General features: G+C 69.0%; 24 protein-coding genes and 3 pseudogenes. 12 read left to right on the forward strand and 15 right to left on the reverse strand.

Annotated elements, in window-relative coordinates; all coding sequences use genetic code 11:
• Positions 1–385: 385 nt before the first annotated feature.
• Positions 386–1,930 (reverse strand): FMN-binding glutamate synthase family protein, encoded by a 1,545-nt coding sequence (locus ACFVH0_RS01045; RefSeq protein ID WP_385817322.1) that lies wholly within the window; start codon positions 1,928–1,930, stop codon positions 386–388.
• Between the two features lie 193 nt (positions 1,931–2,123).
• Between ACFVH0_RS01045 and ACFVH0_RS01050 the strand changes: the two genes are divergently transcribed.
• The gene (locus ACFVH0_RS01050; protein WP_385817323.1) at positions 2,124–2,684 is read left to right on the forward strand and encodes a hypothetical protein; all 561 of its coding nucleotides are present in this window, start codon (positions 2,124–2,126) and stop codon (positions 2,682–2,684) included.
• A gap of 465 nt (positions 2,685–3,149) precedes the next feature.
• On the opposite strand, the pseudogene ACFVH0_RS01055 reads toward ACFVH0_RS01050, so the two are convergent.
• The 3 genes and pseudogenes from ACFVH0_RS01055 to ACFVH0_RS01065 all read right to left on the reverse strand — a co-directional run.
• Positions 3,150–3,317 (reverse strand): annotated as a pseudogene (locus tag ACFVH0_RS01055) (IS5/IS1182 family transposase); the annotation flags it as partial.
• Between the two features lie 54 nt (positions 3,318–3,371).
• Entirely contained in the window at positions 3,372–3,935 is a 564-nt protein-coding gene (locus ACFVH0_RS01060; RefSeq protein WP_385817324.1) for a TetR/AcrR family transcriptional regulator, read from the reverse strand.
• Positions 3,936–3,948: 13 nt separating this feature from the next.
• Positions 3,949–4,530 (reverse strand): sugar O-acetyltransferase, encoded by a 582-nt coding sequence (locus ACFVH0_RS01065; protein ID WP_385817326.1) that lies wholly within the window; start codon positions 4,528–4,530, stop codon positions 3,949–3,951.
• 287 nt (positions 4,531–4,817) lie between these two features.
• On the opposite strand from ACFVH0_RS01065, the gene ACFVH0_RS01070 reads away from it, so the two are divergent.
• Complete coding sequence (locus tag ACFVH0_RS01070) at positions 4,818–5,621, forward strand: methyltransferase domain-containing protein (RefSeq protein ID WP_385817501.1); 804 nt, start codon at positions 4,818–4,820, stop codon at positions 5,619–5,621.
• Between the two features lie 22 nt (positions 5,622–5,643).
• Here the strand turns inward: ACFVH0_RS01070 and ACFVH0_RS01075 are convergent.
• Positions 5,644–6,786, reverse strand: a pseudogene (locus ACFVH0_RS01075) (MFS transporter); the annotation flags it as partial.
• A gap of 38 nt (positions 6,787–6,824) precedes the next feature.
• On the opposite strand from ACFVH0_RS01075, the gene ACFVH0_RS01080 reads away from it, so the two are divergent.
• Positions 6,825–7,433 (forward strand): CGNR zinc finger domain-containing protein, encoded by a 609-nt coding sequence (locus ACFVH0_RS01080; RefSeq protein ID WP_385817327.1) that lies wholly within the window; start codon positions 6,825–6,827, stop codon positions 7,431–7,433.
• Between the two features lie 59 nt (positions 7,434–7,492).
• Here ACFVH0_RS01080 and ACFVH0_RS01085 read toward each other — a convergent pair whose 3' ends face one another.
• A complete protein-coding gene (locus ACFVH0_RS01085) occupies positions 7,493–8,059 on the reverse strand; it encodes an O-methyltransferase (RefSeq protein ID WP_385817328.1) in 567 nt (188 codons plus the stop codon).
• A gap of 128 nt (positions 8,060–8,187) precedes the next feature.
• Here ACFVH0_RS01085 and ACFVH0_RS01090 point away from each other — a divergent pair, with 128 nt between their 5' ends.
• Positions 8,188–8,631 (forward strand): HIT family protein, encoded by a 444-nt coding sequence (locus ACFVH0_RS01090; protein ID WP_385817329.1) that lies wholly within the window; start codon positions 8,188–8,190, stop codon positions 8,629–8,631.
• 177 nt (positions 8,632–8,808) lie between these two features.
• Here the strand turns inward: ACFVH0_RS01090 and ACFVH0_RS01095 are convergent, their stop codons facing one another.
• On the reverse strand, positions 8,809–9,150 hold the full coding sequence (locus ACFVH0_RS01095) for a DUF5713 family protein (protein WP_385817330.1): 342 nt from the start codon (positions 9,148–9,150) through the stop codon (positions 8,809–8,811).
• Positions 9,151–9,433: 283 nt separating this feature from the next.
• A complete protein-coding gene (locus ACFVH0_RS01100; RefSeq protein ID WP_385817331.1) occupies positions 9,434–9,964 on the reverse strand; it encodes a hypothetical protein in 531 nt (176 codons plus the stop codon).
• A gap of 101 nt (positions 9,965–10,065) precedes the next feature.
• Here ACFVH0_RS01100 and ACFVH0_RS01105 point away from each other — a divergent pair, with 101 nt between their 5' ends.
• Entirely contained in the window at positions 10,066–10,530 is a 465-nt protein-coding gene (locus ACFVH0_RS01105; RefSeq protein WP_385817332.1) for a MarR family winged helix-turn-helix transcriptional regulator, read from the forward strand.
• A 76-nt stretch (positions 10,531–10,606) separates the two neighbouring features.
• Positions 10,607–12,331 (forward strand): MFS transporter, encoded by a 1,725-nt coding sequence (locus tag ACFVH0_RS01110; RefSeq protein WP_385817333.1) that lies wholly within the window; start codon positions 10,607–10,609, stop codon positions 12,329–12,331.
• 294 nt (positions 12,332–12,625) lie between these two features.
• On the opposite strand, the gene ACFVH0_RS01115 is transcribed toward ACFVH0_RS01110, so the two are convergent.
• The 3 genes and pseudogenes from ACFVH0_RS01115 to ACFVH0_RS01125 form a co-directional block, all read right to left on the reverse strand.
• Positions 12,626–13,558: an aminoglycoside phosphotransferase family protein gene (locus ACFVH0_RS01115; protein ID WP_385817334.1), complete on the reverse strand. Its 933-nt coding sequence runs from the start codon at positions 13,556–13,558 to the stop codon at positions 12,626–12,628.
• 128 nt (positions 13,559–13,686) lie between these two features.
• Positions 13,687–14,292, reverse strand: a complete 606-nt coding sequence (locus ACFVH0_RS01120; protein ID WP_385817335.1) for a GrpB family protein — start codon at positions 14,290–14,292, stop codon at positions 13,687–13,689.
• 213 nt (positions 14,293–14,505) lie between these two features.
• A pseudogene (locus tag ACFVH0_RS01125) lies at positions 14,506–15,105 on the reverse strand (TetR/AcrR family transcriptional regulator); the annotation flags it as partial.
• Between the two features lie 240 nt (positions 15,106–15,345).
• On the opposite strand from ACFVH0_RS01125, the gene ACFVH0_RS01130 reads away from it, so the two are divergent.
• From ACFVH0_RS01130 to ACFVH0_RS01145, 4 genes are read left to right on the forward strand one after another with little or no spacing between them, the layout of a single operon-like run.
• Positions 15,346–15,894, forward strand: a complete 549-nt coding sequence (locus tag ACFVH0_RS01130) for a (2Fe-2S)-binding protein (RefSeq protein ID WP_385817502.1) — start codon at positions 15,346–15,348, stop codon at positions 15,892–15,894.
• Complete coding sequence (locus ACFVH0_RS01135) at positions 15,891–16,883, forward strand: FAD binding domain-containing protein (RefSeq protein ID WP_385817336.1); 993 nt, start codon at positions 15,891–15,893, stop codon at positions 16,881–16,883. The genes ACFVH0_RS01130 and ACFVH0_RS01135 overlap by 4 nt, the downstream gene beginning before the upstream one ends.
• Positions 16,880–19,096, forward strand: a complete 2,217-nt coding sequence (locus tag ACFVH0_RS01140) for a xanthine dehydrogenase family protein molybdopterin-binding subunit (RefSeq protein ID WP_385817337.1) — start codon at positions 16,880–16,882, stop codon at positions 19,094–19,096. The genes ACFVH0_RS01135 and ACFVH0_RS01140 overlap by 4 nt, the downstream gene beginning before the upstream one ends.
• The gene (locus ACFVH0_RS01145) at positions 19,089–20,255 is read left to right on the forward strand and encodes an XdhC family protein (protein WP_385817338.1); all 1,167 of its coding nucleotides are present in this window, start codon (positions 19,089–19,091) and stop codon (positions 20,253–20,255) included. Before ACFVH0_RS01140 ends, ACFVH0_RS01145 begins: the two co-directional genes overlap by 8 nt.
• A gap of 290 nt (positions 20,256–20,545) precedes the next feature.
• Here ACFVH0_RS01145 and ACFVH0_RS01150 read toward each other — a convergent pair whose 3' ends face one another.
• The 4 genes from ACFVH0_RS01150 to ACFVH0_RS01165 all read right to left on the reverse strand — a co-directional run bounded on the left by ACFVH0_RS01150 (position 20,546) and on the right by ACFVH0_RS01165 (position 23,856).
• Positions 20,546–21,004 (reverse strand): hypothetical protein, encoded by a 459-nt coding sequence (locus tag ACFVH0_RS01150; RefSeq protein ID WP_385817339.1) that lies wholly within the window; start codon positions 21,002–21,004, stop codon positions 20,546–20,548.
• A gap of 266 nt (positions 21,005–21,270) precedes the next feature.
• Positions 21,271–22,299, reverse strand: coding sequence for a hypothetical protein (locus ACFVH0_RS01155; RefSeq protein ID WP_385817340.1), 1,029 nt, complete (start codon positions 22,297–22,299; stop codon positions 21,271–21,273).
• Positions 22,300–22,497: 198 nt separating this feature from the next.
• Complete coding sequence (locus tag ACFVH0_RS01160) at positions 22,498–23,235, reverse strand: class I SAM-dependent methyltransferase (RefSeq protein WP_385817341.1); 738 nt, start codon at positions 23,233–23,235, stop codon at positions 22,498–22,500.
• A gap of 144 nt (positions 23,236–23,379) precedes the next feature.
• The gene (locus ACFVH0_RS01165; RefSeq protein ID WP_385817342.1) at positions 23,380–23,856 is read right to left on the reverse strand and encodes a hypothetical protein; all 477 of its coding nucleotides are present in this window, start codon (positions 23,854–23,856) and stop codon (positions 23,380–23,382) included.
• 223 nt (positions 23,857–24,079) lie between these two features.
• On the opposite strand from ACFVH0_RS01165, the gene ACFVH0_RS01170 reads away from it, so the two are divergent.
• Positions 24,080–24,850 carry a DeoR/GlpR family DNA-binding transcription regulator gene (locus tag ACFVH0_RS01170; protein ID WP_385817503.1) on the forward strand — a complete coding sequence of 257 codons (771 nt, stop codon included), beginning with the start codon at positions 24,080–24,082 and terminating at the stop codon, positions 24,848–24,850.
• Between the two features lie 293 nt (positions 24,851–25,143).
• Positions 25,144–25,392, forward strand: a 249-nt coding sequence (locus tag ACFVH0_RS01175) for an HPr family phosphocarrier protein (protein ID WP_385817343.1), incomplete at its 3' end; no start/stop codon positions are given.

A 25,392-nucleotide genomic window follows, 5' to 3' on the forward strand; every position in this document is an offset into this window, starting at 1 on the left:
GGCTGGTCTTGCATCTGGTGTCCGGTGGTGGGAAATACCGGACCGGACGTGTCCCGGCCGTCTACGCGGCATGGACCTTTCGGTTCGTCGTCATGACGTACATCGTGCCACGATCCCGAACGATTTCTCGAACAAGTTCCCGGAGACCCACCGGCCGGTCTGTCGGAGTCCCACTCGCTCCGAGGCAGTCCAGCAACTCGGCTACGTCAACGACGAACCGCCCCCGAGCACGTCGTGGCCGGACGCTACGGGACGCCGCTGTGCCGGCCCCACCTGCCCGGGGCAACAGACCTTGGCTCGCAGTCGATGCGGCTGACCGCCGCCGCGTACCGCCCGACCTCGCAGATCAGGAACCGGCAACTCGGCACGCGTCGCATGTCACGCGTCAGTCGGCAGGCTTCTGGAGAGAGTCAGGTCGGGTGGTGAGCAGCGCGGTGATCTCCTGGGCGAGTTCCGGGCCGAGTTCACCCCAGCCGTCCTTGTAGCCGTAGACACTCGCCAGAGTGCGGGCGTCATAGTCGCCGTTCATGATCTCGATGTCGGTGGTGGTGATGAGTGCCGGGTGGGCGACGCCGACAGCTCCCGAGACCTTCAGCAGTTCCTTACGCAGGGTGCGCAGGTAGACGGCGGCCCGGGTGGCCTTCGAGGGCGCGTCGACGCCGCGTACCAGCCACGGGTTCTGGGTGGCAATGCCGGTGGGGCACTTGTCGGTGTGGCATTTCTGCGCCTGGATGCAACCGATGGACAGCATTGCCTCGCGAGCGACGTTGATCATGTCGACACCCAGAGCGAAAGCAACGACAGCGTTCTCGGGCAGGCCGAGTTTGCCGGAGCCTATGAAGGTGAGGTCGTCGGCCAGACCTCGCTCGGCGAACGTGCTGTAGACGCGGGAGAAGCCCATCCGGAACGGCAGCGAAACCGAGTCGGTGAAGATCAGGGGAGCCGCCCCGGTGCCGCCCTCGCCTCCGTCGATGGTCACGAAATCGACCCCGCGATCACCCCGGGCCATCAGCGTGGCCAGCTCCTGCCAGAAGCTCATCTCACCCACAGCGCTCTTGATCCCGACCGGCAGACCGGTCTCGGCAGCCAGCAGCTCCACGAAGTCGAGCATCGAGTCGACGTCGTGGAACGCGGTGTGCCGAGAGGGAGATGCGCAGTCCTTGCCCACCGCAATGCCGCGGATCTCGGCAATCTCGGGGGTCACCTTCGCGCCCGGCAGCATCCCACCGAGCCCCGGCTTGGCGCCCTGGGAGAGCTTGATCTCTATCGCCTTGACCGGGGCGCCGGCGACCACGTCCTTGAGCTTGTCGAGGTTGAAGGTGCCGTCCTCGTTGCGGCAGCCGAAGTACGACGTTCCGATCTGGAGGACGAGGTCACCGCCGTTGCGGTGGTACGGCGAGAGGCCGCCCTCGCCCGTGTTCTGCATCGCGCCGGCCAGCGCCGCACCCTTGTTGAGCGCCGTGATGGCCGCGCCGGACAGCGATCCGAAACTCATCGCCGAGATGTTCACGACGCTCGCCGGCCGGAACGCCTTGGCACGCCCGCGCGGACCGCCCAGCACCTTGGCCGAGGGCAGCGGGGCCTGCGGGTCGTGCAGATCGGGCAGCGTACCGGCGAAGGTCCGCTGTTTCACATACGCATGCCCTTGCACGTGCTCGACGTCCACGTCGGTGCCGAACCCGAAGTAGTTGTTCTCCTCCTTCGCCGACGCGTAGATCCAGGTGCGCTGGTCACGGCTGAACGGGCGCTCCTCCTCGTTGGACGTCACGACGTACTGCCGCAGCTCCGGCCCGATCGTTTCCAACAGGTACCTGGCGTGCCCGACCACGGGGAAGTTTCTGAGCAGCGCGTGCTTCTTCTGGACGAGGTCGCGGGCGGCCACCAGCGCCAATGCTGTCGCGGCGGCCGCGCCGATGCTCCGAGCACGCATGAACGTTCCTCTCCTCGATTGCTGGATACCCGACTCCACCGCTGTGCGGCGGATGTCGTCGGCGTTGGGCGACGGACGCGGCCAGGCAGGCATCGGCGTCCGACGGCGAAACGCCACATGATGTTAGAGGCCTCGCATATGGGCGGACGGAGCGGGGGTGTGCGAGTCCGAGGTGGTGGTTACGATCCCGAGCATGCGTCTTGAAGAGCAGCTGGACAAACTGGCGGAACTGGGGATGCCGCTCGCGGCCGGCCGGACCGTGGACGAGTTGCTGTACTCGTGGCCGCGGGAGGCGTACGAGCGCAAGCCGTTCGACCTGGTGTTGTTCGCGCTGGGCTGCGCGGTCGAGGACGAGCCGTGGGAGCGGTGGTTCTGCGACCGGGCATGGCACTTCGACACCGAGTGCGTCCGCGGCCAGGGTTCATACGTGGCGATCGCCAGGCAGCTGTGCCGGATCTCCGGCCTGCCGGACGGCCTGTCCGACCTGCGGGACCACGTCGACCTCGGCGCGGAGGAGGCGTGGATCGAGTACACGGCCGACGGCCGCCGCGTCAACTGGCCCGTCGAAGTCAGGGACGACTGGGCCGACCTGATGGTGGTCGGCTACCTCATCGACGAGCTGGAACACGGAGACCGGCGCTTCCACGTCCGGCACAACGGCCAGGCCATGACACTCTTCTTTCTCGACGACTACGCGGCCGGACGACTCAACGCGCTGGCCGGCGAAGAGGCAATCTCCCCGTTCCCTGGATAGCGGGCCTCCGCTCGCCGCAAAGGCGGCACACGGACGCTACAGTCGACCAGCTCTGCGCGGATCGCCGAGGACCGGGTTGCGCGGCTGGTCTGCTTCGTTCTGGCACGGATACCCGGCACGGCGTCAGTCCAAGGCGAGTCCCGCCGCACGGTCACGTCGCAGCATGTGGCCTCAGACAAGCAGATCGCGGCGGTTCGCTTCCACCGCTCCTCCCAGCTGTGCACCGTGACGTCCGCAGAGCCGGCAGGGACACCACCTGGACCAAAATGATCACCCCTGAGGCGGCTGCCCTCGGTCGTCGCCGGAACTGTGACGCTGGGACTCGCCGGACTACCGAGGCGGTAGAACTCCCCCGACCACGCCGGTCGGCGAGTCGCGCGAGAGATGTGTGCCTCGCGACGGACGCGGTGACGGCGACTCAGGCCGCTCCTGCCGGAACCGGGCAGGATCTGATCAAGAAGTCGCGCGGCGTTCGTAGCAGCGGGCCAGTCGGTGAAAGGCGTTCTGCCAGGCGTGCCTGCGCTCGACGTGCCAATGCTGGCTGGCCTGGATCGGCGCCTTCTCGCCTTTTTGCGCGATGCGGTTGTGGAGTCCGCGGTCGCTCAGCAGAGCGCGGGTGGTGTGCGAGTCGTAGCATCCAAGTGGTGCCCGTGCGGCACAGCGGTCAGGTGTGTGCCGCACGGGCGGCTATGTGGTTGCGCCGGAACCGGAGGGCCCGGTGATGCGCATGACGGCGTCGAGGGTCAGCACGCGGTCGTGGGGTTCCGTGGCCAGGGCGCGGTGGAGGGTCAGCCCCTCGATGAGGGCGTCGAGTTGGCGGGCCGTGTCCGGGTCGAAGTGCCTCTCCAGGTGGCTGCGGCTGCGGGCCATCCACTCGTGGGTGAGTTCCCGATAGGAGGGCCGGCGGGCGGCGAGGGTGTAGAGCTCCTGGGTGAGGATGAGGTCTCGTCGGCTTCCGTCGGACAGGACGTGGATGAGGTCGGCCACGGCTTCTCGGGCCTGGTCGCGGTCGGCCGGTGCGGCGAGGTGCGTGTCGAACAACGCGACGATGTGTTCGGTGAAGTGGCGGAAGGCCTCCCGGAGTACCTCGTCGATCCCGCTGAAGTGGTAAGTCATCGAGCCCAGCGGAACGTCCGCACGCGCCGCGATCTTCCGGTGGGAGACACCGGCGGTGCCTTCCTCCGCGATGAGGTCGAGCGTGGCCGTGAGGATGCGTTCGCGGCGCTGCGGATCGGTGTGTCCGGTAGCCATGGTCGTCGTGGCCTCAGAGGCTGCGGACAGGGCGGGCGGGGTTGCCGACTGCTACGACGTCCGCGGGGATGTCCTTGGTGACGACGGCACCGGCGCCGATGACGGAGTTGTCCCCGATGGTCACCCCGGGGAGCACGATCGCGCCTCCACCGATCCATACGTTGTCGCCGATGGTGATCGGCTTCGCGGCTTCCAGCTTGTCACGACGCGGCTGCGGCTCCAGGGGATGCGTCGGGGTGAGCAGCTGGACGTTGGGGCCGATCTGGCAGTCCTCGCCGATGGTGATGGCCGCGACATCCAGTGCGGTCAAGTTGTAGTTGACGAAGGTGCGCGCCCCGATGGCGATGTTGCTCCCGTAGTCCACGTACAGGGGCGGCCGCACGTGAACCTCGTCCCCTACCGAGCCGAGGAGTTCGGCAAGGAGGGGCTGGGCCGCTTCCGCGTCTTCGGTGTAGGTGGCCTGGTAGCGGGCGGACAGGCGTACGGCTTGCTGTTGACGGCCGGCGATCTCGGGGTCGTCGGCAATGTAGAGGTCGCCCGCCAGCATGCGTTCGAGGTTGGTGCGGGGGTCCTGCGCGAAGTGGTCCGTCGGCATGCGTACGATCGTACACCTCTGGAGCGTACGAACGTACGCTCCAGAGGAGTGCAGCTGGGTCAGGTCGGGGGGAGTGTCCTGAGCACTGCGGCGAGGGGCACCGCCAGCAGGTCGATGCGAGAAGGCCCGCCCCTTCCACAAGGGCGTATGCGACTCGGCTGGAGCCGATGCCGGCGCCGCACCGACCCGCGACAGAGCCGGAATGCGATGTTGATCGGCCCGCAGGGTCGGCCGACAGGACGGTTCGGTGGCCGGGGTCCGACTGCTGTTTCTGCCAGAATCGCCACATGGCTGAACACAACGCGGATCAGGGCTACCTGCTGGACAATCGGCAATCGGAGGCAGGTATCCGCTTCGGTGCCCTCAGCGAGTTGTTCGACCCGGTGACGTTCCGGCACGTCGACCAGCTCGGGATCGCCGCCGGCATGCGGTGCTGGGAGGTCGGTGCCGGCTCTCCGTCCGTCCCCCTCGGGCTGGCCGAGCGGGTCGGCCCGAAGGGTGCGGTGGTCGCCACCGACATCGATGTGTCGTGGACCCGGGAGGTCGGCGGTGGCGTGATCGAGGTTCTGCGGCACGACGTGGCGGCCGACCCGCCGCCGCCCGGTGGCTTCGACCTCGTCCACGCCCGACTGGTCCTGGTACATGTCGCCGATCGTGCCGAGGCGTTGCGTCGGATGGTCCGGGCTCTGCGGCCCGGCGGCCGGCTGCTCCTGGAAGATGCCGACCCGGGATTGCAGCCGTTGCTGTGTCCGGATGAGTCCGGTCCCGAACAGCGGCTTGCGAACCGGCTGCGATCCGGCTTCCGCGATTTGATGGCGGCACGCGGAGCGGACCTCGCGTACGGGCGGACGCTCCCCAGACTGCTGCGTGAGGCGGGTCTTGAGGACGTTCAGGCCGACGCGTATTTCCCGATCACTTCGCCGGCCTGTTCCGTCCTTGAGGCCGCGACCGTGCGGCAGATCCGCAGCCGTCTGGTGGCGGAAGGGCTTGCCACCGACGAAGAGATCGACCGCCACCTGGCGAACGTCGCCACCGGACGCCTCGACCTTGCGACCGCTCCCATGGTCTCCGCTTGGGGGCGCCGTCCGTAGGCCTGCCCGATCGCGCGAAGAAGGCCAGCGCCGCGAAGGCCGCCACACTCGCTGCGAGGGCCATGGCGCCGCGCAGGGACCAGGTGGCGACCGGCCCGGCGACCGCGACTCCGAGGGCGAATCCGGTGATCTTCAAGCTGGCGCCGGTGGTGAAGATCTGGCCGCGCAGGTGCTCCGGGGCCTCCCGGTGGCGGACTGCGAACAATGCGGCCAGTTGGGGTCCTTCGCCGACCCCGAGCATCAGAAGGGCCATGATCAGCAGCACTGGTTGCTCCGGGATGGCCAGGGCCATCGCGGCGGCCTGGACCAGGGCACCGGCCCAGATGACGGTGTCCGGGGCGAGCGAGTGCGGAAACCTCGCCAGTACGGCGTTGGCGATGAGCGAAGAGACCGCCGCGCAGGAGAGCAACATCGCGCCGCGACCGGCTCCGCCCAGGACATGCTCGCCGACGAACACCATGCAGGCCGTCAGCATGCCCTGCGCAACGCAGGAGACGACCGAGGTGAGAGTCGCCCGGGCCAGTGGCGGCCTCCTGACGATGACCCGTATTCCGGCCGCGAGGTCGCTGACCACCGAGGTCTGCCGAAGACCATGTGCCCGTACGGGACGGGCGGGGAGTATCAACGCAGCGGGTAGCGCCAAGCCGATGAGCCCCGCGGAGACCACCACTGCCGTCGGCGCCCCCAGCGCCTCCGCCACTCCACCGGCGAGGGCCGGACCGGCCAGGCTCGCCACACTGAACGTCATGGCATCGAGCACGTTCGCCCGGGGCAGGCCGCCATCCGCTACGACCCGGGGCAGTTGGGCTGTCCATCCGCCCGACAGCGCCGGCGCCAGCAGTCCCGTCAGGACTGCGATCAGGATGGTGACGGCGAACGGCAGACGCCCGAGTCCCACGAGGGTCGCCCCCAGGCCGGCCGCGTACAGGACAAGCGCTCCGGCGAGCAGGCTGCCCGGTCGCTGGGCTCTGTCGATGAGCGTCCCGAGCAGTGGCCCTCCTACCGCGGCGGAGATCGTGATGCCCGCGAGCAGCGACGACGCGTCGGTAGTGGATCCGGTCAGCGCGAAACCGGCCAGCATCAACGCCGGTCCTGACATCTCGTCCCCGGCGCGAGCCGCCACTGCTCCGACGAGATGGACACGAAGTGCGTAACGCGTTCCCATGAGCTGGACGTTACGTAGGTAACTCAAACCTCTGCAATATGCGTTACATTGCGCATGTGTCCCCAAACATCGACGACTGGTCCACCAGGCACTCCGTATTGGCCATGGCTCGGCGAACCGCCGATCTGATCAATGCTCTCGATGCCGACCGTCCCGATCCGAGTGAAGTCGCCGTCGTGCTCCGCGCATACGGTGAAGCAGACGACACCGAGCTCACCGCTTGCGATGTCGACGGGATGCGTGCGGCCGCAGTCCTGCTGCGGGAGGTCCTCGCCGCCGAGACTGCAGACGGTGCGGCCGGCCACCTCAATCGCCTTCTGGCGGAACACACCGGCCCATTCCGCCTGACTTCTCACGGCGGCAGCTCTCCCTGGCACCCCCATCTCGACCAGGACGACGATGCCCCCTGGGACGAGTGGCTCCTCGCCTCGTCGTGCATGGCCCTGGCCGTGCTCGTCTGGGAACACCAACGTCCGCCCGGCAGGATCTGCTCATCACGCAGCTGCCGGAACGTCTTCATCACGCAGGGCAGTGGCCCGGAACGCCGCTACTGCTCCCGCCGATGCGCAACCCGCGAACGGGTCTCGGCCCACCGACGCTCCCACTCCACCGAGCAGCTGGGCGGGACCGAACAGGGGCCTGGGTGATGGCACCTGGTCCGGCCCGGGGTCCGGTGAGAGTGTGCGCGTACGACGTTGGCTGTCGGCTAGGGGCGGCGTGCCCCGATAACCACTGAACTGGCCGGTGTTGTGAGTACCTCGGTGGCATCCAGGTCCGGATGCGTGAGGTAGAACGTGCGGAGTTCATCCACTTCACCCTCGAAGCGAGGAGGCCAATGGGGCGAGGGGGTGAAGTCGTCCATGATGATGAGGCCGCCGGGAGTGAGCAGTTCGACGACCCGCTGCGGATCGTCCCGCTTTCCGCCGCCGTCGCAGAAGAAGACGTCGAACGGGGCGTGCTGCTCAAGCAGCTGCCAGTCCCCCATGAGCACGCTGACGCGCTTGTCGTCCGCGAAGATGCCGGCCGCTCGGCGGGCCAGTTCCTCGTCACGCTCCACGGTGACCAGACGTGCACCGGGACCGAGGCCGCTGTGCAGCCAGGCCGTGCCGACTCCGGAGCCGGTGCCACTCTCCGCGATTACTCCGTCGGGTTTCGCGGCAGCGGCCAGTTTGAGCAGCCTGCCCACTTCAGGGATGCAACTCTTCTTGAACCCCATCTCGGCGGCGACACGCTCCGCTGCCACCACCCGAGGCGCAACGGCACCTTCTGCCATGATCAGATCCCCTCTCAACGTGGAACATGACAATATCTGCCGGCAGATGCGTACGAACTCGTTCGCGCTCGTTCGAGTCATCTGATGTGGTGGACGCCACAAGGGACTTGGAGCGTGAGGGGCAGCTCATGGCAGGCTACGAATGCATCTTCTGCGCGATAGTTCGCGGCCGGGCGGATGCCAGCATCGTTCATGAGGACGAATCGGTGATCGCCTTCATGGATCTCCGGCCCGTCAACCCCGGTCACCTGTTGGTCGTTCCCAAGACGCACGCGGTGGGGCTGGAAGATCTCCCGGAGGACGACGGCGTCCAGGTCTGGAAGGTGGCGCACCGGCTCGGGCGGGCGTTGCGACGATCAGGGCTGCGGTGTGAGGGGGTCAACCTGCTTCTTGCGGATGGCCAGGCGGCGTTCCAGGAGGTTTTCCATGTGCACCTCCACGTCATCCCCCGCTTCATCGGCGATCCGTTTCGCATCGGCTCCGACTGGCGCGTTCATCGGCGAGAGCAGCTCGACGAGGCATCTGCCGCTGTCCGCAGCGGTCTCGCCGCGCTTGACACCGTTCAGCGTTGAGAGTCGGAGGGTGCCGGATCCCGACGGTCGCGTCAGCCGTCGGGACCAGCGCCGGGTCGGGCGACCGCGACCGCACAAGCGCCCTGGCTGGGACTGGAACCGGTGGAGTCCCGGCTCCAGCGGTGGTGCCCGCCGTGGATCGACGAGGCCCCCGGCCTTCCGTTCATCACATGCCGCTCACCACTCCCTGGCGGCGATCAACTCCTCGGCATCCGCGTCCGAGAAACCGTACGCCGTCGCCACGAACCAGAAGTCCTCGCATATCTCCTCCCGGGCGACGGTCTCGATCTCGCTGCCTGCGGCCTCGAACTCGGCCTCCAGCGAATTGAACTGCTCCGTCGCCGCCTTCGTGAGCACGTACAGCGCCGGCAGGTCCGCCGGCTGCTCTGCCTCTATCCGCTCGCACAGATTCAGCAGGATCGCCGTGCCCTTGTCGAGGACGTGGTCCGGAAAGTAGGTGTCCGCATACAGCGGCCGCAGAAAGGCGTGCTCAGCCACCCGCTGGTTCGTGATCGGCATCGTGCCCCATCTCCTCGAAAAGCCAACATGCCGATCATGCACCACACCACTGACAACTCGGCGCCCGCGCTCGGGACCAGCGATTCCGCAACTCGCCCTGGCATCCCGGTGCACGGCTTGTGGCGCATGTGCGTGTGGCGCGTCGGCGAGACGTCGTCGGTGGGGATTTCACGCGCCGGGCGTGTGTCCTCGCGGCGTCGACCCCGGCGGTGGAGTGATCGGTCAGTGGTGACCGGCGCGTCGACCGCTTCCCGTCGCAGCCCCTCGTGAGCGACTGCTGCGCCTACCGTCCGTCGGTGGCGTGCTCCTTCAGAAAGGCACCCGCGTGGGCGGCGGCCTCTTCCTTCGTCGCGTAGTGCGAGGCGCTGTCGGCCTCACCGCGTGTTCCGTCGGCTCCCTGGCCGGCCCACCGCCAGCCGCCCGAAGACGGATCCCTGGACAATTCGGCGCTGCCACCGCACAGTTCGACGAAACCGGACTTCGCCGCCGAGGACGGCCTGTCGATGGCTTCGGGCCACTTCTTGCGAGCACCCTGCCGCGTGATCCCCCAAGCAGCGCCCAGTTGCTCGTAGCTCGCTCCGTAGGAGCCGGCGGTCCTTGCCGCGATTGCCGTCAACCGCTTGACCTCCGCGTCCACCACCTTCCAGGTGGTGAGGACAGAGAGCGTCACATCGACGGGGTCGGCTTCCCACATGCGTTCCTCGGGAAGGCCGGTCACCCGGGCACGCATGGCCGAGGCGAGCGGGTTGAGAGCGTCCAGAAGAGCCTTGTCGAGGGCTGCCTCTTCCGCGGTAGTGATCTCAGGCGGCATCATGCGGAAAACTATAGTTACCAAGGAGTGGGTGCGCAACCAAAGTTACCAACCTCGTCGGGATCGATATTGATTCGCGCTACACGCATATGCATAATGAGCTTATGGATAAGCGGGTTATGGACCTGGCTCCCGAGGTGTCGGCCGAGACGCTGATGATCGCCGTGGAGCGGATGGTCCGCCATGTGCGTCAGAGCGCCGTCGCCGGAGGCCTGAGCACGGCTGCCTCCTCCGCTCTGGGCCGTCTGGGCCGTGAGGGACCACACCGTCTGACGGAACTCGCGCGCGCCGAAGGTGCCTCGCAGCCGAACATGACCCAGCTCATCACCCGCATGGAGCGCGCCGGACTCGTGCGCCGTGTCGCCGATCCCCACGACGGCCGGGCCGTGCTGGTGGAAGCCACGGACACCGGCCTGGAGGTCTTCCGGCAACGTCGCGCGGAGCGCACGGACGCCCTCCAGTCGCTGGTCGAGGAGCTGAGCGAGCCGGAGCAGCAAGCGGTGAAAGTCGCCCTGCCCGCCCTGGCCCGCGCCATCCAGGACCGTCAGGCCGGTCAGGACTGCTCCTGACTCGGGTCTCGCCCGGTCCGCAGAACCTGTCCGCTCTCCCCCGTCGCCTCTTCTCAATGCTTGGAGAGAAACGCACATGAGTGCACCGCATGGAAAGGCCGCCAGTCCGTTCCGGCAGCCCAAGGCCGTCTGGGCCGTGGCGTTCGCCTGCGTGATCTCGTTCATGGGCATCGGCCTGGTCGACCCGATCCTGCCCGCTCTCGGCAAGAGCCTGCACGCCTCGCCCAGCCAGGTGTCCCTGCTGTTCAGCAGCTATCTGATCGTCACCGCCGTCGCCATGCTGTTCGTCGGCTGGGTCTCCAGCCACCTCGGCGCCAAACGCACGCTCGTCATAGGCCTGGCGGTCATCGTGGTCTTCGCCGCGCTGGCCGGCACCACCAACTCCATCAACGGCATCGTCGGCTTCCGTGCCGGCTGGGGCCTGGGCAACGCGCTGTTCATCGCGACCTCTCTCGCCGTCATCGTCGCCTCCGCCAGCGGCGGGTTCGGGGGCGCGATCATCCTCTACGAGACGGCGCTCGGCCTCGGCATCGCCGTCGGCCCGCTGCTGGGCGGCGAGTTGGGCGGCATCAGTTGGCGCGGCCCGTTCTTCGGTGTTGCCGTCCTGATGGCCGTCGCACTGGTCGCCACGCTCGCCTTCGTACCCTCGCTGCCCAAGCCGAAGCGTGTGGTATCACCGATCGCACCGCTCAAGGCTCTGCGTCACCGCGGCCTGCTGACCATGGGCATCATGGCGCTGCTGTACAACTGGGGCTTCTTCACCATGCTGGGCTACGCCCCGTACCCCATGGAACTGAGCGCCCATGAACTCGGCCTGGTCTTCACCGGGTGGGGTCTTCTGGTGGCCGCCTTCAGTGTGTTCGTAGCCCCGCGGCTTCAGGCACGGTACGGCACCGCTCCGGTGCTGTACGCCAACCTGTTGGGCCTCGGCATCGTGATGGCGGTCATCGCGGCCGGCGTCAGCACACCGACCGTGGTGATCGTGGCCGTCATCGTCAGCGGCGCCTTCATCGGGATCAACAACACCCTCACCACCCAAGCCGTCATGCTCGTCTCCCCCGTCGAGCGTCCTGTCGCCTCCTCCGCCTACGGCTTCCTGCGCTTCATCGGCGGCGGCCTGGCCCCCTTCGTCGCCGGCAAGCTCGCCGACGCCACCGACCTGAGCGTCCCGTTCTATCTCGGCGCCGCCACCTTCCTCCTCGCCATCCCCGTTCTGGCCAGCGGCCACGGCCTGCTGCGCAAGGCCGAAGCGAACACCGGCGACAGCGAACCGGTCGCGCCGTCGCTCACCCCCGTAGGCAGCCCCGGCGCCAGGGCCGATGCGCCTCCCGTCATCGTCGCCGTAGGTGCCCATGACCGGGCCTCCGCCATAGTGGACGCTGCGGCCCGGGTGGCTCGCGACACCGGCAGTCCACTGGAGGTCGTCCACGTCCAGCAGACCGCCGTGATCGAGGAACAGGCCGTCGACACCGAGACCGCCGACCAGGCGCGCGCCGCCGTGACCGCCCATCTCGACCGGCTCACCGCCCACGGCATCGCCGCCACCGGCCAGATCCTCACCAGTGTCGGCGACCACGCCGCCGCGGGCCGCGCCCTCGCCCGGCACGCCGCGGACGTACACGCCCGCACGGTCGCCATCGGGCACTCGCCGCGTGGGCCCATCATGCAGTTCGCCGACGGCAGCTTCACCACCGCGCTCACCCATGCCGCCACCTGCACCGTCGTTCTCGTCGAACCGGACAGCACACCTCGACCCCTCACCACGGACGCCCTGGCAGAGCTGCGCAACAGCGCGGCCTGATTCACTGCCGTTCCACCGCCCGGATCGCGGGCTGCGGCGCAGGTCCGACGAAGCCGCCGCCGCCCGCGATACTCGGCTTCGCGCGGCCGTCGTGCCCAGGGGGTCGGGCATGCTCCGCGCAGGCCGACCTCGGCGTTGAGCTCCCGCCTCAGAATCTCGATCGTCTCGTCCATGAGACAAGATCATGGCAGCCGCGCAAGGTGTCAGGGCCGAGTGGATGGCCCGGCGCGGCCCCGGCACACCACCCCGCTGGCCCGGAAGACGGGTTCGCGTTCTCAGGTCCGCCGGCCCCGGCTATACGCGGTCGACTAGCAACTCGGCCAGGGAATCGACAAATTGTGTGGGCCAATCCAATCGTGACCCTGTCCGCGCTCCACGAAATCCGTGGCGTCGGTCCCAGAACGACGCCTGGACGGCATGGAACTGAGCCCAACGTCGGGCGCGTTCACGATCGACTTCGGCCGCCTCGGCGAAGACGTGCAGGGCACGGAACAGCGCCTTCCGCAGGTCGCTCGCCTCGATGAGCGTCAGTGCCTGCGACTTGAGCAGCGTGCCGCCGTCGTACGCGGGATCTCCCGCATGCCCCTTGGGGTCGACGGCCAGCCACGGCTCACGGTCGGCGCGCAGGATGTTGCGAGCGTGCAGGTCGCCGTGGATGAGGCTGTCCGGCTGGTCGTGGCCCAGCTCCTGGGCGGTCGCCACGGCCGCGTCCACGACGTACCGGGGCAGCGTGTGCGTCAGCTCCCGTGCGTCCTGGCGAAGTTGGGACACCCAGGCATCTGCCCGCTCCTGGAGCCTGGGCAGTCCAGGGGGTGCGGGAATGGCCAGCTGATGGCTGATCCGCCCCGCGACCCTCACCACCTCGTCGCCGTCTTCGAGTTCCGCCAGGGTCGACGATCGGGCTCGCTCCAGCACCATCGCGAAGTGCTCGTCGTCGCGCTCGTGCAACAGGACGGCTCCGCGCCCGCCCCAGGCCTCGAAGGCGTCCGGCTCGTGGACGTTGCCGGGGTGTGGGAAGGACACTTTCATCACGGCCACTCCCACTGACGTCCGCAACACCGGAACGATGATCCCGACGTCCCCGTGCATGACCTCGCCGTCCGGCACACAATTCCAGCGTCCCGACAACTCTTCCACGATCCGGGGCAGTTCGGCGAGCCAAGCCGCTCCGGGCTCGCCCTCGCGCTCGATCGTGCTCCTCGCGAACGTCTCAGGTACCTCGATCATCCCCGCACCCGCACCGGCCGAGCACTGAGCCGGATCGGTGCCGCCCTCCTCTTCTCCCACTACCGGCTTGGGCACCGTCGACGTCTGCTCGCCTTGCCGGAGACCTGTGTCTGCTCATATCCGTCTGCTCATATCGCGGGCGACGTGCGCGGTGCGGGGCGCCCCGGCGGCAACTGCCAGCCCGTTGCCACTGCCCAGCGTTCGGCCGCGCTCATCAGGATCTCGGTGGCCGGGGCCTTGATCTGCCCGTTGTCCAGCAGGTCCGGCACGCTGAGGGCCAGCCGACGTTTGAACGCGCCCCACTGCTGTCGGGCAGCCTCGTCGGCACGCAGGTAGTCGCGGAACAGGAGCGCGTAACGGCAGTTCGGGTCGCCTTCCCGGCGCAGGTGTACGTTGCATCGCCGTGCACCCACCGGCGGGGCGAACACCAACTTGCGGCACTCCTGTCCGCCCGAAACCTCGGCTCGGTTCCACGGCTCGGGCCGGCAACGGAAGCCGATCGCGGCGAGGAGTCCGACCTGCCGGGCTTCTCGGATCGCGGCGACGCGCACCTGGATGTCCACACAGTCCTTGGCCGCCAGACCCGGCACCGATGTGGATCCGATGTGGTCGATCGCGCGCGCCTCGCTTCCCAGAGCCCTGTACAACTCCCCGGCCAGCCGCTCGAAGTCCACCGGCCATTGCGGTTGATACTCCAGCACGGCCACCGGGGCCACTTCATCGGCAAAAGGCATGCTTCCAGCCTGAACCCTCGCGAACGTTCGGAGCACTGGAAGAACAGACAGAATCGGAACGAACGAATGAACAGGACGAGACAGCTTCCCGGGGAGAAGTCAGTCCGCCCCTCGGGCCACCGGTCCTGATCCGCCCGCTTCCGACTCATCCGTCGCGAGTCCGTCCGCACCGAGGTTTCCCACACCGGGGTCTCCCCCTCCGGAGGCACCGGCTCCAGGGGCTCCCGCCCTCAGCCCGTCCATCACGAGGTCGAGGAGACGCGTCGCGCGTGGCTGCCAGTCGCTGTGCGGGTCGATCTGCCAGAGCCCGGCGATGGCGAGCACGAAGTCGTCTGGGGTCACGCCCGGGCGGATGGTGCCGGCCTGCTCGTTCGCGGTCAGCAGCAGTGTGACGGCCCTGGTCACCGGGCCGTGCCCCAGTTCGGCCAGGCTGCTGCCGAAGTTGCTGGTGGACTTGCGCAACGCGTCGGCCAGGCCGGCCTTGGCCATGGCGTACTGGGCCAGCCGGTCCATCCACTCCCTCAGGGCCCGGTCAGGTGCGCGGGTGCTGAGCAGTTGGGCCGCGGTGTCCGCGACCTGCTGCATCTCGAAGCGGTAGACCTCCAGGACGAGAGCCTCGCGGTTGGGGAAGTTTCGGTAGAAGGTCCCCTGTCCGACGCCCGCCTTCTTCGCGATGGTGCTCAACGGGGCGTCCGCCGCCCGCGTCAGCTCGGCCAGTGCGACTTCCAGGATGCGCTCACGGTTCCGTTGCGCGTCCGGGCGCAGGGGCACGCCCTTCTCGTCGCGCGTCTCGCCCCGTACCTCGTCCCGCATTCTTCCTCCTCGCGGAAAGGGCAGCCGAGTCCGGCCTTGCTGAGCGGACAGCTGTCCGCTAGGTTCGACGACAAGTGGACAACTGTCCGCTTGGACCCACCTTAGCGGCAGATCCGGCCGGTGCGGCTGAGCTGCGCCCACCGTCAACGGTTCATTCGCTCTCATCGCCCTCTCCCTCCCGTAATGTCCACCGGGATCGTCTCGTTCGACGCGCATCAGCAATGCGAAAGAAGGCTGATCATGACTCCATCGACGTCCAGTGCCATCACCCTGAACATCAATGGCGAGAAGTACACACTGCCCGTCGACCACCGCACCACCCTGCTCGACGCCCTGCGTGAGCATCTTGATCTGACCGGCTCCAAGAAGGGCTGTGACCAGGGCCAATGCGGTGCCTGCACGGTGCTGCTCGATGGGCGCCGGGCGGTTTCCTGTCTCCAGCTCGCGGTCGCGGCCGAGGGGCGCGCGATCACCACCATCGAGGGCGTGGCCGATGGCGAGCGGCTTCATCCGGTGCAGCAGGCCTTTCTCGACCTCGACGGTTATCAGTGTGGATACTGCACCCCCGGGCAGATCTGTTCGGCCATCGCGGTGATCGAGGAACACGCGGCGGGCTGGCCGAGCGCGGTGACCGACGATGTGCGGCCGGAGGCGGGGGTGCCCACGCTCAGTGCCGAGGAGATCCGCGAGCGGATGAGCGGCAATCTGTGCCGCTGCGGCGCCTATGTGTCGATCGTGCAGGCCGTGGCGACGGCGGCCGAGGTCCAGGGCAAGGAGGCAGTGGCGTGAGGGAATTCGGCTACGAACGGGCCTTCGATGTCTCCGGAGCGGTCGCTCTGATCGGTTCCGACCCCGACGCCCGCTTCCTCGGCGGTGGCACCAACCTCGTCGATCTGATGAAGACCGGTGTGGAACGGCCCGCGCTCCTGGTCGACGTACGTGAACTGCCTCTGGACGGCGTCGAGTTCGATCGGGACGGCGGGCTGCGCATCGGGGCGACCGTCACCAACAGCGACCTCGCGGCCCATCCCGACGTACGGCGTCACTACCCGGCGTTGGCGCAGGCCGTGCTGGCAGGCGCCTCGGGGCAGCTGCGCAATATGGCCACGGTCGGAGGGAATCTGCTCCAGCGGACCCGTTGCGGCTACTTCACCGATATCAGCAGCCCGTGCAACAAGCGTTCACCCGGCAGTGGCTGCCCCGCTGTCGACGGCGAGCACCACAACCACGCGATCCTCGGCGCGTCCGAGCACTGCATCGCCACCCATCCCTCGGACATGGCGGTCGCGCTCGCCGCCTTCGACGCCGTCATCTCGTACGAAACAGCAGACGGGCCGGGCGAGTTGCCGATCGACGGGTTCTATCCGCCCGTGGGCGACACGCCGCACATCGAGACCGTGCTTCCGCCCGGCGCGCTGATCACCGGCGTCACTCTGCCGCCCGCGCCGGTCGCCGCCCGCTCGCGCTACCGGAAGGTGCGCGAGCGCGCCTCGTTCGCCTTCGCGATCGGCTCGGTCGCCGGCGCGCTCGATGTCGAGGACGGAGCCGTACGCGAAGTCCGGCTCGCCCTCGGGGCAGTCGCCTCGATGCCGTGGCGGGCCCGCGCGGCCGAACGCGTGCTGGTCGGCGGGCCGGCGAGCGCGGAGGCGTTCGCCGCCGCGGCGGATGCCGAGCTGGCGGCCGCCGAAGCCCTTCCCGAGAACGGATACAAGGTGACGCTGATGCGCAACCTCATCGTGGCCGTGCTGACCGAGCTCACCGAGGAGGTCTCCCGATGACCACGACGACCAGGGTCACCGCCGCGGCCGGAAACGTCGGCTCCGCCCGCACCCGGGTGGAGGGGCGCGACAAGGTCACCGGGGCGGCCCGCTACGCCGGAGAGATCCCCTTCGCCGAACTCGCCCACGGGTGGCTGGTGTTGTCGACCGTGGCGCATGGCCGGATCCGCTCGGTGGAGGTCGGCCCGGTCCTGGCCATGCCCGGTGTCCTGACCGTGCTGCACCACGGAAACGCACCGCGCGTCGACACCGATTACCTGGGCATGCTGGGGCGGCCGAACCCGATCCTCGGGATCTTCCAGCACGACCGCGTACCCTTCGCGGGCTGGCCGGTGGCGTTGGTGGTGGCCGAGACTTCGGAGCAGGCCAGGGAGGCTGCCGAGGCGCTGGTGGTCGAGTACGACGTGGAGCCGCACGATGTCGCGTTCCATGCCGGCCGTCCGGACACCTACGTGCCCGAGAGCACTCCGATGGTGCAGTCCGAGACGGCGAAGGGGGACGTGGAGGCTCAACTCGCCGCGTCCGCCTTCGTCGTGGACGCGGAGTACACCACTCCGGAGGAGCACCACAACCCGATGGAGCCGCATGCCGCCACGGCCCGCTGGGACGACGGCCGGCTCGAAGTCGTGGACTCCAACCAGGGCAGTGGCTGGGTGGCGAGCGAACTGGCGCAGCTCTTCTCCCTCGATCCGGCTTCGGTGCGGGTGCGGTCGGAGCATGTCGGGGGCGCCTTCGGATCGAAGGGGCTGAGCCCTCATCAAGTGGCGGCCGTGATGGCCACGACCATTCTCCGACGCCCGGTCCGGGTTGTCCTGACGCGCCGCCAGATGTTCTCCCTCATCGGCTACCGCAGCCCCACGGCGCAGCGGATCAGGCTCGGTGCCGACGCCGACGGCCGGTTGCGTGCGCTCGACCACCAGGCGCAGAGCCTCACGTCGACCGTGTATGAGTTCGTCGAGTCGAGCGCCGTCCTGGGACGGGTGCTGTACGACGCCGACGCGCATCACACCCTTCACCGACTGGTACGGCTCGACGTGCCCACCCCGACGTGGATGCGCGCGCCGGGCGAGGCTCCTGGGTCCTTCGCCCTCGAATCGGCCCTCGATGAGCTGGCCGAGAAGTGCGGCGTGGATCCGATCGCGCTCCGCGCGCGCAATGAACCCGAGACGGGCCCCGTGTCCGGGCTGCCGTTCAGCAGCCGCAATGTGCTCGCCTGTTTCGAGGAGGGCGCCCGCAGGTTCGGCTGGGCGGACCGTGATCCTCGTCCCGGCCTGCGCCGCGAGGGGCGCTGGCTGATCGGGACGGGTACGGCGGCGGCGACGTACCCCTCCGGAGTCGGTCCCTCCACAGCGGCCGTGACCGCGGAGCCGGACGGCACCTTCACCGTACGGATCAACGCGGCGGATATCGGGACCGGGGCACGGACCGCGATGCTCCTGGTCGCCGCGGACGCGCTGGGGGTGGATCCGGACTCCGTCCGGGTGATCATCGCGGACAGCGACCTCGGCCCGGCAATGATCGCCGGTGGCTCCACAGGAACGCGCTCCTGGGCGTGGGCTGTCACGATCGCCGCGAACGAGCTGCGGGAGCGTCTGGCCCTGGGGGGCGGCATTCCGCCGGAGGGGATCACCGCCCGGTCGGACACGGCGGAGGCAATCGGCGCGCTCTCCCAGAAGGAACGCCACTCCTTCGGTGCGCAGTTCGCCGAGGTCGCGGTGGACGTGGACACCGGTGAGGTACGCGTACGGCGGCTGCTCGGCATCTACGCAGCGGGCACCATCGTCAACCCGCTCACCGCGCGCAGCCAGTTCATCGGCGGAATGGTCTGGGGCCTGTCCATGGCGCTCCACGAGGAGGCGGTCAGGGACCAGGCCTCGGGCGGCCACGTCGGCCCCGACCTCGCCGGCTACCACTTCGCCGCACACGCCGACGTGCCCCTCATCGAGGCCGACTGGGTGGACGACCCCGTCCCGGGCGATCCGATCGCGATCAAGGGCATCGGCGAGATCGGCATCGTGGGCGTCGCCGCCGCGATCGCGAACGCGGTGTGGCATGCCACCGGCGTACGTCACCGGGAGCTGCCGATCCGTCCGGACCGCGTCCTGCGTGCGGCGGACGAGGCCCGTCGCCGGGCGGCGGAAGAGGCCCCGGGTGGCCGAGGAAAGGGCGAGGGCCGGGGTGGCCGGGTGGCAGGAGGAGCCCCGGGTGTTTGACATCGCCGAGGAGCTGAAGGGGTGGTTCGAGGAGGGCCGGGACTTCGCCGTCGCCACCGTCGTGGCCGTGAGCGGCAGCGCACCGCGCGGTCCCGGCGCCGCCCTGGCCGTCGACGGTGACGGCACCGTCATCGGCTCCGTTTCCGGCGGTTGCGTGGAAGGCGCGGTGTACGACCTGTGTGTCCGGGCGCTTCAGGACGGGCGGACGGTACGCGAACGCTTCGGCTACGACGACGAGGACGCCTTCGCGGTGGGGCTCACCTGTGGCGGCGTCATCGACATTCTGGTCACGCCGGTGCGCACGGACGCACCGGTGTTCCGGGCGGGGGTGTCAGCTGCGGGCCGGGGAGAGTCTGCTGCGCTCGCCCGGGTGGCCCGGGGCCCGGTGGAGCTGCTCGGCCGGGCTCTGCTCGTCCGCCCGGACGGATCGTACGAGGGCAGCCTCGGCGGACCACCGGAACTGGACGGCACGGCAGCGGCGGAGGCTCGCGCGATGCTTGACATCGGCCGCACCGGCACCGTCGACATCGCGGAGGACGGGTCGAGCTGTCCGGGCGGCGTGACGCTGTTCGTGGAGTCGAGGGTGCCGCCGCCCCGGATGATCGTGTTCGGCGCGGTGGACTTCGCGACGGCGTTGGTCCGGGCGGGCAAGTTCCTCGGCTATCACGTGACCGTGTGCGACGCCCGGCCGGTCTTCGCCACTCGCCTCCGCTTCCCGGAGGCCGACGATCTGGTGGTCGACTGGCCGCACCGATACCTCCGGCGTACCGCGACCGACGCACGAACCGTCCTGTGCGTGCTCACCCATGACGCCAAGTTCGATGTTCCCCTCCTGGAGACGGCCCTGCGGCTGCCGGTCGCGTTCGTCGGCGCGATGGGCTCGCGCCGCACTCATGAGGACCGCACTCGCCGCCTGCTCGAAGCCGGCTCAACGAAGCAGGAGTTGGCCCGCCTGCATTCCCCGATCGGCCTCGACCTCGGAGCCCGCACCCCCGAGGAGACCGCGCTGTCGATCGCGGCGGAGATCGTCGCGGCACGGCGCGGCGGGACGGGTGTTCCGCTGACCGGATCGGGAACGCCGATCCACCGTGACGTGGCGCCGGAGCCGAAGGTGGAGGGACAGGAGGCCAAGGACGCCTGCTCCCGCGCCGCGGCGTGACTTGGCGGGCCGGGCGGGGTGGGCGGCTCGGGGGTGTGTTGCGTGGATCCCACGGGGCACGTCGGCCCACTCCCCCGAGGCAGCGCGCCCGTGAGGCCCTTCAGTGGCCGCGCCCGCTGATCCCGGCGCCGAGTTCCACCAGGCCGTCGAGAACCAGGTCGATGCTGACTGCGGCGAGCAGAAGTCCCAGGAGCCGGCCGAGCAGTTCGAAGGTCGCATGGTGCGTGGCGCCGTGCCGCTGATCGTAGCCTCGACCTCGGCCGAGGCTACGATCAGCGTGCAGAGGCCGCTCAGAACACGAACGGTCCGGGCGACTGAGCCGATGTAGCGTTGCAGGTCGCGGTGATGCCGAAGACCACGACCTTGAGGGACGTGGCCGCCAGGCTGTCGCCCGCGGCCACGGTCCCCTTGAGCGGACCGGTCGACACAGGGCTTCCGGCCGGTATCGCGGGGTTGGAGTTGCCGGTGAACGTGACCGCTCCCGAGCCGTTGTTGGTGAGCGTGAGCGTTGACTTGACCGAGTTGGCTCCGACGCTGATCGGCGCCGTGATGGCGGACGTGGAGAGGTCGATGGTCGCGGCCGTGCCGCTCTGGGTGGCGGTGAGGGTCGCGCTGCCCGAACCGTAGGCGCCGCAGTCGAAGGAGATGGTCGCGGTGGTGGGGGTGACCGCGTCGGCCGTGGGTGCCATTGCGAGTGCGCCTGCGGCCAGAGCGGAACAGAAGGCGAGTCGCCGTATGCCGTGCCTCATGGTGATTGCCCTTCATGTGGGGGGATTGCCGACGCGTCGAATCGGGGAGCCGCGCCGGAATGCAGCAATTCCCTGACGAACCGTCAGTCGAAATTGCCTTCCTCATTGAGGCACGACGACCTTGAAGCAACAAGGCACATCACCATGATTCTTGACATGCTACGGCCAAATCTGGTCAACCTCCGGGCAGGAAGCCCGGGCAGGGGAAGCCGGGCGGGCATCCGGAGCTCGCCGGGGTCACGAACCGCCGGCCGTCACTGCGTACCTCAGGAGGGCAGCTTCAGGTCCGTGCATCCATGGCGCTTCGCCGCACGTTCGGCAAAGGCACGCAGGGCGGTGGCGAGGTAGCCGCGCGGCGGGGCCGCGTACTCCGTGTCGTTGACGGTGAAGAGGGCTCGCGGACCCTTGCCACAGGCGGCACTCGCCCAGGCGCTGTGGTGGTCGGTGCCCGCGTCGCCGTGGTAGCCGCCGGGGTCATCGTCGTCGGAGGTCCGCAGGCGCTGCGCGTACGGTCCGAACGCGGCGCCGAACCAGTAGAGTTCCTCGTCCCGCGCCTTGGTCTCGCCGAGTGCACAGCTCTCCAGGAGCGCGGTGCCCGGGGCGCTGGTCTCACGGTGCCAGTCGACGGAGTCGTCGCCCTGGACGGGTACCCCCGCGCAGGTGCCCGCGGTGTTCCCGGGCGCGGGGCTGTCGGGCTGTACGGGGATGGGCGGCACGCGGGAGCCGCGCGGGGCGTCGCACGACCACCGTTCGGCGGCCCGCTCGGCGGTGGCTGTGGCAAGTCGGGCGATCCGCCGGGTCTCCTCGGCGTTCTCGTGCGACTCGTCGGCGCTCACGGTCACCACGAGAGAGGCGGGCCGGTTGGTGCAGTTGAGCACCACGCCGGTGTCGCGGAAGTCGGTGTACCCCTGCCAGCCACCGCCTACGGCAACGGGCAGATGGTCGGAACTCCCATCGCGCAGCATCGAGAGCGGCTCACCGGCGATGTGGCGGTTGCGGACGGCGTCGTGCGGGATCAGGGCGACCAGCAGCCGGGTGTCCGCCACGCCACACTCGTCCCAGCGGTTGTCATCCGCACCGCCCGTGCGGTCCCCCGGCAGTCCGGGATCAATGGAGTACAAGGTCAGTGCTGCCGATTCGGCGGCCGGAAGCAGACCCTCGCAGTATGTGGCGAGCCGGTCCTCGTACCGCCACCGCTTGCCGGTGTCGCTCATCCGGTACCAGCCGTAGCCGGCCGCGAGCAGCAGAACCAGTGGCAGCGCCGCGTACAGCGCGCTTCGGCGCATCGTCCTCATCGGGCGTCGTCCTCCCCCGTATCGATCAGAGGCGCCCTGCCTATCATCCGTGGCCCGGGGCCCGACAACCGCCGTACCCGGAATGAGCACTGCGGCGAGATTTGAGCAGCGCGGATCACACCGCCCGTGCGGTCTGCCCGGGGAGCGGTCACCGGTCCGCTATCGCAGTACCCGGGTACGTAGTGCGGATGCGGGTGGTCAGTGAGAGGTCTCCGGGCGCCGGGCGAGGAAGACGAACTCGCGGCCCGGGCGGTCAGGAGCGTCGCGAACGTCGTCCACCAAGAAGCCATGGGCGACCAGATCCGCCTCGGTCTCCCGCCGCTCACGGAAACGCAGGGTCGAATCCGATGTGAGTACCTGCCCGTCCGCAGCGAACACGAAGGTCCAGCGGAAGGACACCAACGGCCCGCGCACTTCCAGCAGTTCGACCCAGCTCTCGACTCCGCCGGCCCCCGGGACCTCCGTCACGCGGTACGAGGCCCCGCGGTTCCACTCCTCCCAGGCGCGCCGGGCCGGATCCCGTGTCTCGAACACCAGGGTGCCGCCGGGGCGCAATGCTTCGTACGCCACCCGCAGAGTCGTCCGCCACACCTGCGGGTCAACGATGGCCTGGGCCACGTTCGCCGTCATGGTCACGAGGTCCACCTGCAGAGGCGGCAGTGCCCCCGCATCACCGTGGATCCAGCGCACCCGTTCGCTGCCCGGCTTGCCCCGGGCCACATCGATGGACGCCGTGGCCGGATCCACGCCGACGACCTCGACCCCTCGATCGGCCAGCAGCAGGGCCAACACGCCTGTCCCACAGCCGATGTCCAGGACCCGGCGCGCCCCCAGCCGCTCGGCCAGGCGGATGTACGGGGCGAGATCACTCCGATCGGATTCGAGCACGTCATGGATCGTGGCGAGCCGGGGATGAATGAAGCTCTCGTCAGCCATGCGGCCGACGCTATGCCGGACCTGCAACGCTCGGCTACATATTTGCGCCATCGGCGAGCAGTGGACGTACGACCGACCCCGGGGCCGGCGTTCGTGAGCAGCGGTTCCGATCCCCAGTGTGACGTCGGCAGGCAGAAGCCGCCACTATGCCGGCCACGTGATCCGCCCGTTCGCGACCTCGATCACTTCCGGCATCAAGGATTCGTGGAACCTCAAGTAGCCGATCGGGACGACATCGTCCACCTGCCGATGGGTGTCGTGGACGCGCTCCGCCAGCCAGCAGAGCAGTTCGCCGACCTTGTCGAAATCATCGGGGTGGATCTCCTGCCGGGAGGTCAGCGACCACCCCTTCTGCGGCAGGGCCGTGCGGTCGACCAGTGCCGAGCCGAGCGCACCACCGATGCGCCAGGCCGCGCCATTGCCGGCCAGCAGCGGGCGGGGCTCGTCCTCGATGACCGGCTCCCCCGCCTCGTCCTCCACCACGATCGGGAACTCGGTCACGACGGACAGACGCTCCGGCTGCGGCCCGATTCCCAGGTGCCAGCGCAGTTCGGCCAACTCCGGCTCGGAGAGTTCGTCCCGCAGATCGACCGACATCGCCAGCTCATACACATCACTCATGCACCGCACCCTACAAAGGGGGACCGACATGGCGAACCAGGTCCGGATCCGGGGCAGGGGCAGTGCGGTGCATCACCACACTGCCCCTGCAACGACGATCCCGGCCCCGGCGCCATGTGTTCGTTCAGGCCCGTAGATGCCCGATTCTGTTTGCATCCCCGATTCACGGGCGTAGCCGGCCAGCCAAACCACACACTCGGGCATGGAACGGATCCAAAACAACATGTATGCACCGGAGGGGCAGCAAGCGATCCTCCGCCTCGCCCGTGAGACAGGCCGGGTCGACGTGCTGTCCCTGGCAGAGGAATTCCAGGTCACAGCCGAGACCGTGCGGCGTGACCTGAAGAGCCTTGACCGGGCCGGACTGCTGTGCCGTGTCCAAGGCGGTGCGATCCCGGCCGCGCGGCTCGACTTCGAGCCCGATCTCGCCGAGCGCGACGCCGTCGCCATCGACGAGAAGGAGCGCATCGCGACGGCCGCGATCGATGAGCTCCCCACCGACGGCAGCGTGATCATCGACGCGGGCAGTACGGCCGCGCGGCCGGCAGCGGCCACTCCGCTCGACGCGCACCTCACCGTGGTCGCCCATGCGCTTCCGGTGGCCGCCCGACTCGCCGACCGCCCCGGCATCGCGCTCCATCTCGTCGGCGGCCGGGTCCGGCCCCGAACCCGCGCCGCGGTCGATGCCTGGGCGCTGAACGCCTACCGTGAGATCAATGCCGACGTCGTCTTCCTCGCCACCAACGGTTTCTCGCCGATGGGCGGTCCGACCACGCCGGACCTGGCCGAGGCCGCAGTCAAGCGGGCCATGATCTCGGCCGCCCGGCGGGTCGTTCTCCTGGCCGACTCCACCGAGTTCGGCCAGGAGCACTTCGCCCGGTTCGGCGATCTCTCGGGCAGCGTCATGCCGACGCCCGCCGATCTCGATCTGTCGGCGGTCGCCACGAGCACCGAAATCCCTCTGGACCGTCCCCTGACGGAGCCCACGTCATGACTGCCGCGTATCGGAGCCGGCGTCATGACTGCCACGCACCCGTGCCCTCATCCGCGCTCTGCTGGCCGTCGCCGCCGGTACGGCGGTTGCGACCACCCTGGTCGTCCTGCTCAAGAGCATGGGCAGGAATACGGAGGCGCCCGCCCCGACGCCCGAGACGCCCGAGATCTCCGTCACGGCCTGACGGAATCCCAGATCCCTCTGCTCCGCCACCATCCCACGGATTTCGCCGTATCCACTTCCCCACTTCCCCGTCCCCGCTCCCTCCCCATCCACGCACAGGAGAGTTCCCCATGCCTCAGCGCACCGTGGCCGTCGGTTCCCGCCGCGGTCTTCACGCCCGCCCCTCCTCGTTGTTCGTCGAGGCAGCCACCCAACAGCCGGTGAAGGTCACGATCGGCCGCGACGGTCGGAGCGCGGTCGATGCCCGGAGCCTGCTCTCCGTACTGGCCCTCGGCGCCCAGCACGGCGAATCAGTGGTACTGACTGCCGAGGGCGACGGCGCGGAGGCCGCGGTCGAGGAGCTGGCCACGCTCCTCGAC

This window comes from Streptomyces sp. NPDC127117 (genome assembly GCF_042677325.1).
Lineage (GTDB): Bacteria > Actinomycetota > Actinomycetes > Streptomycetales > Streptomycetaceae > Streptomyces.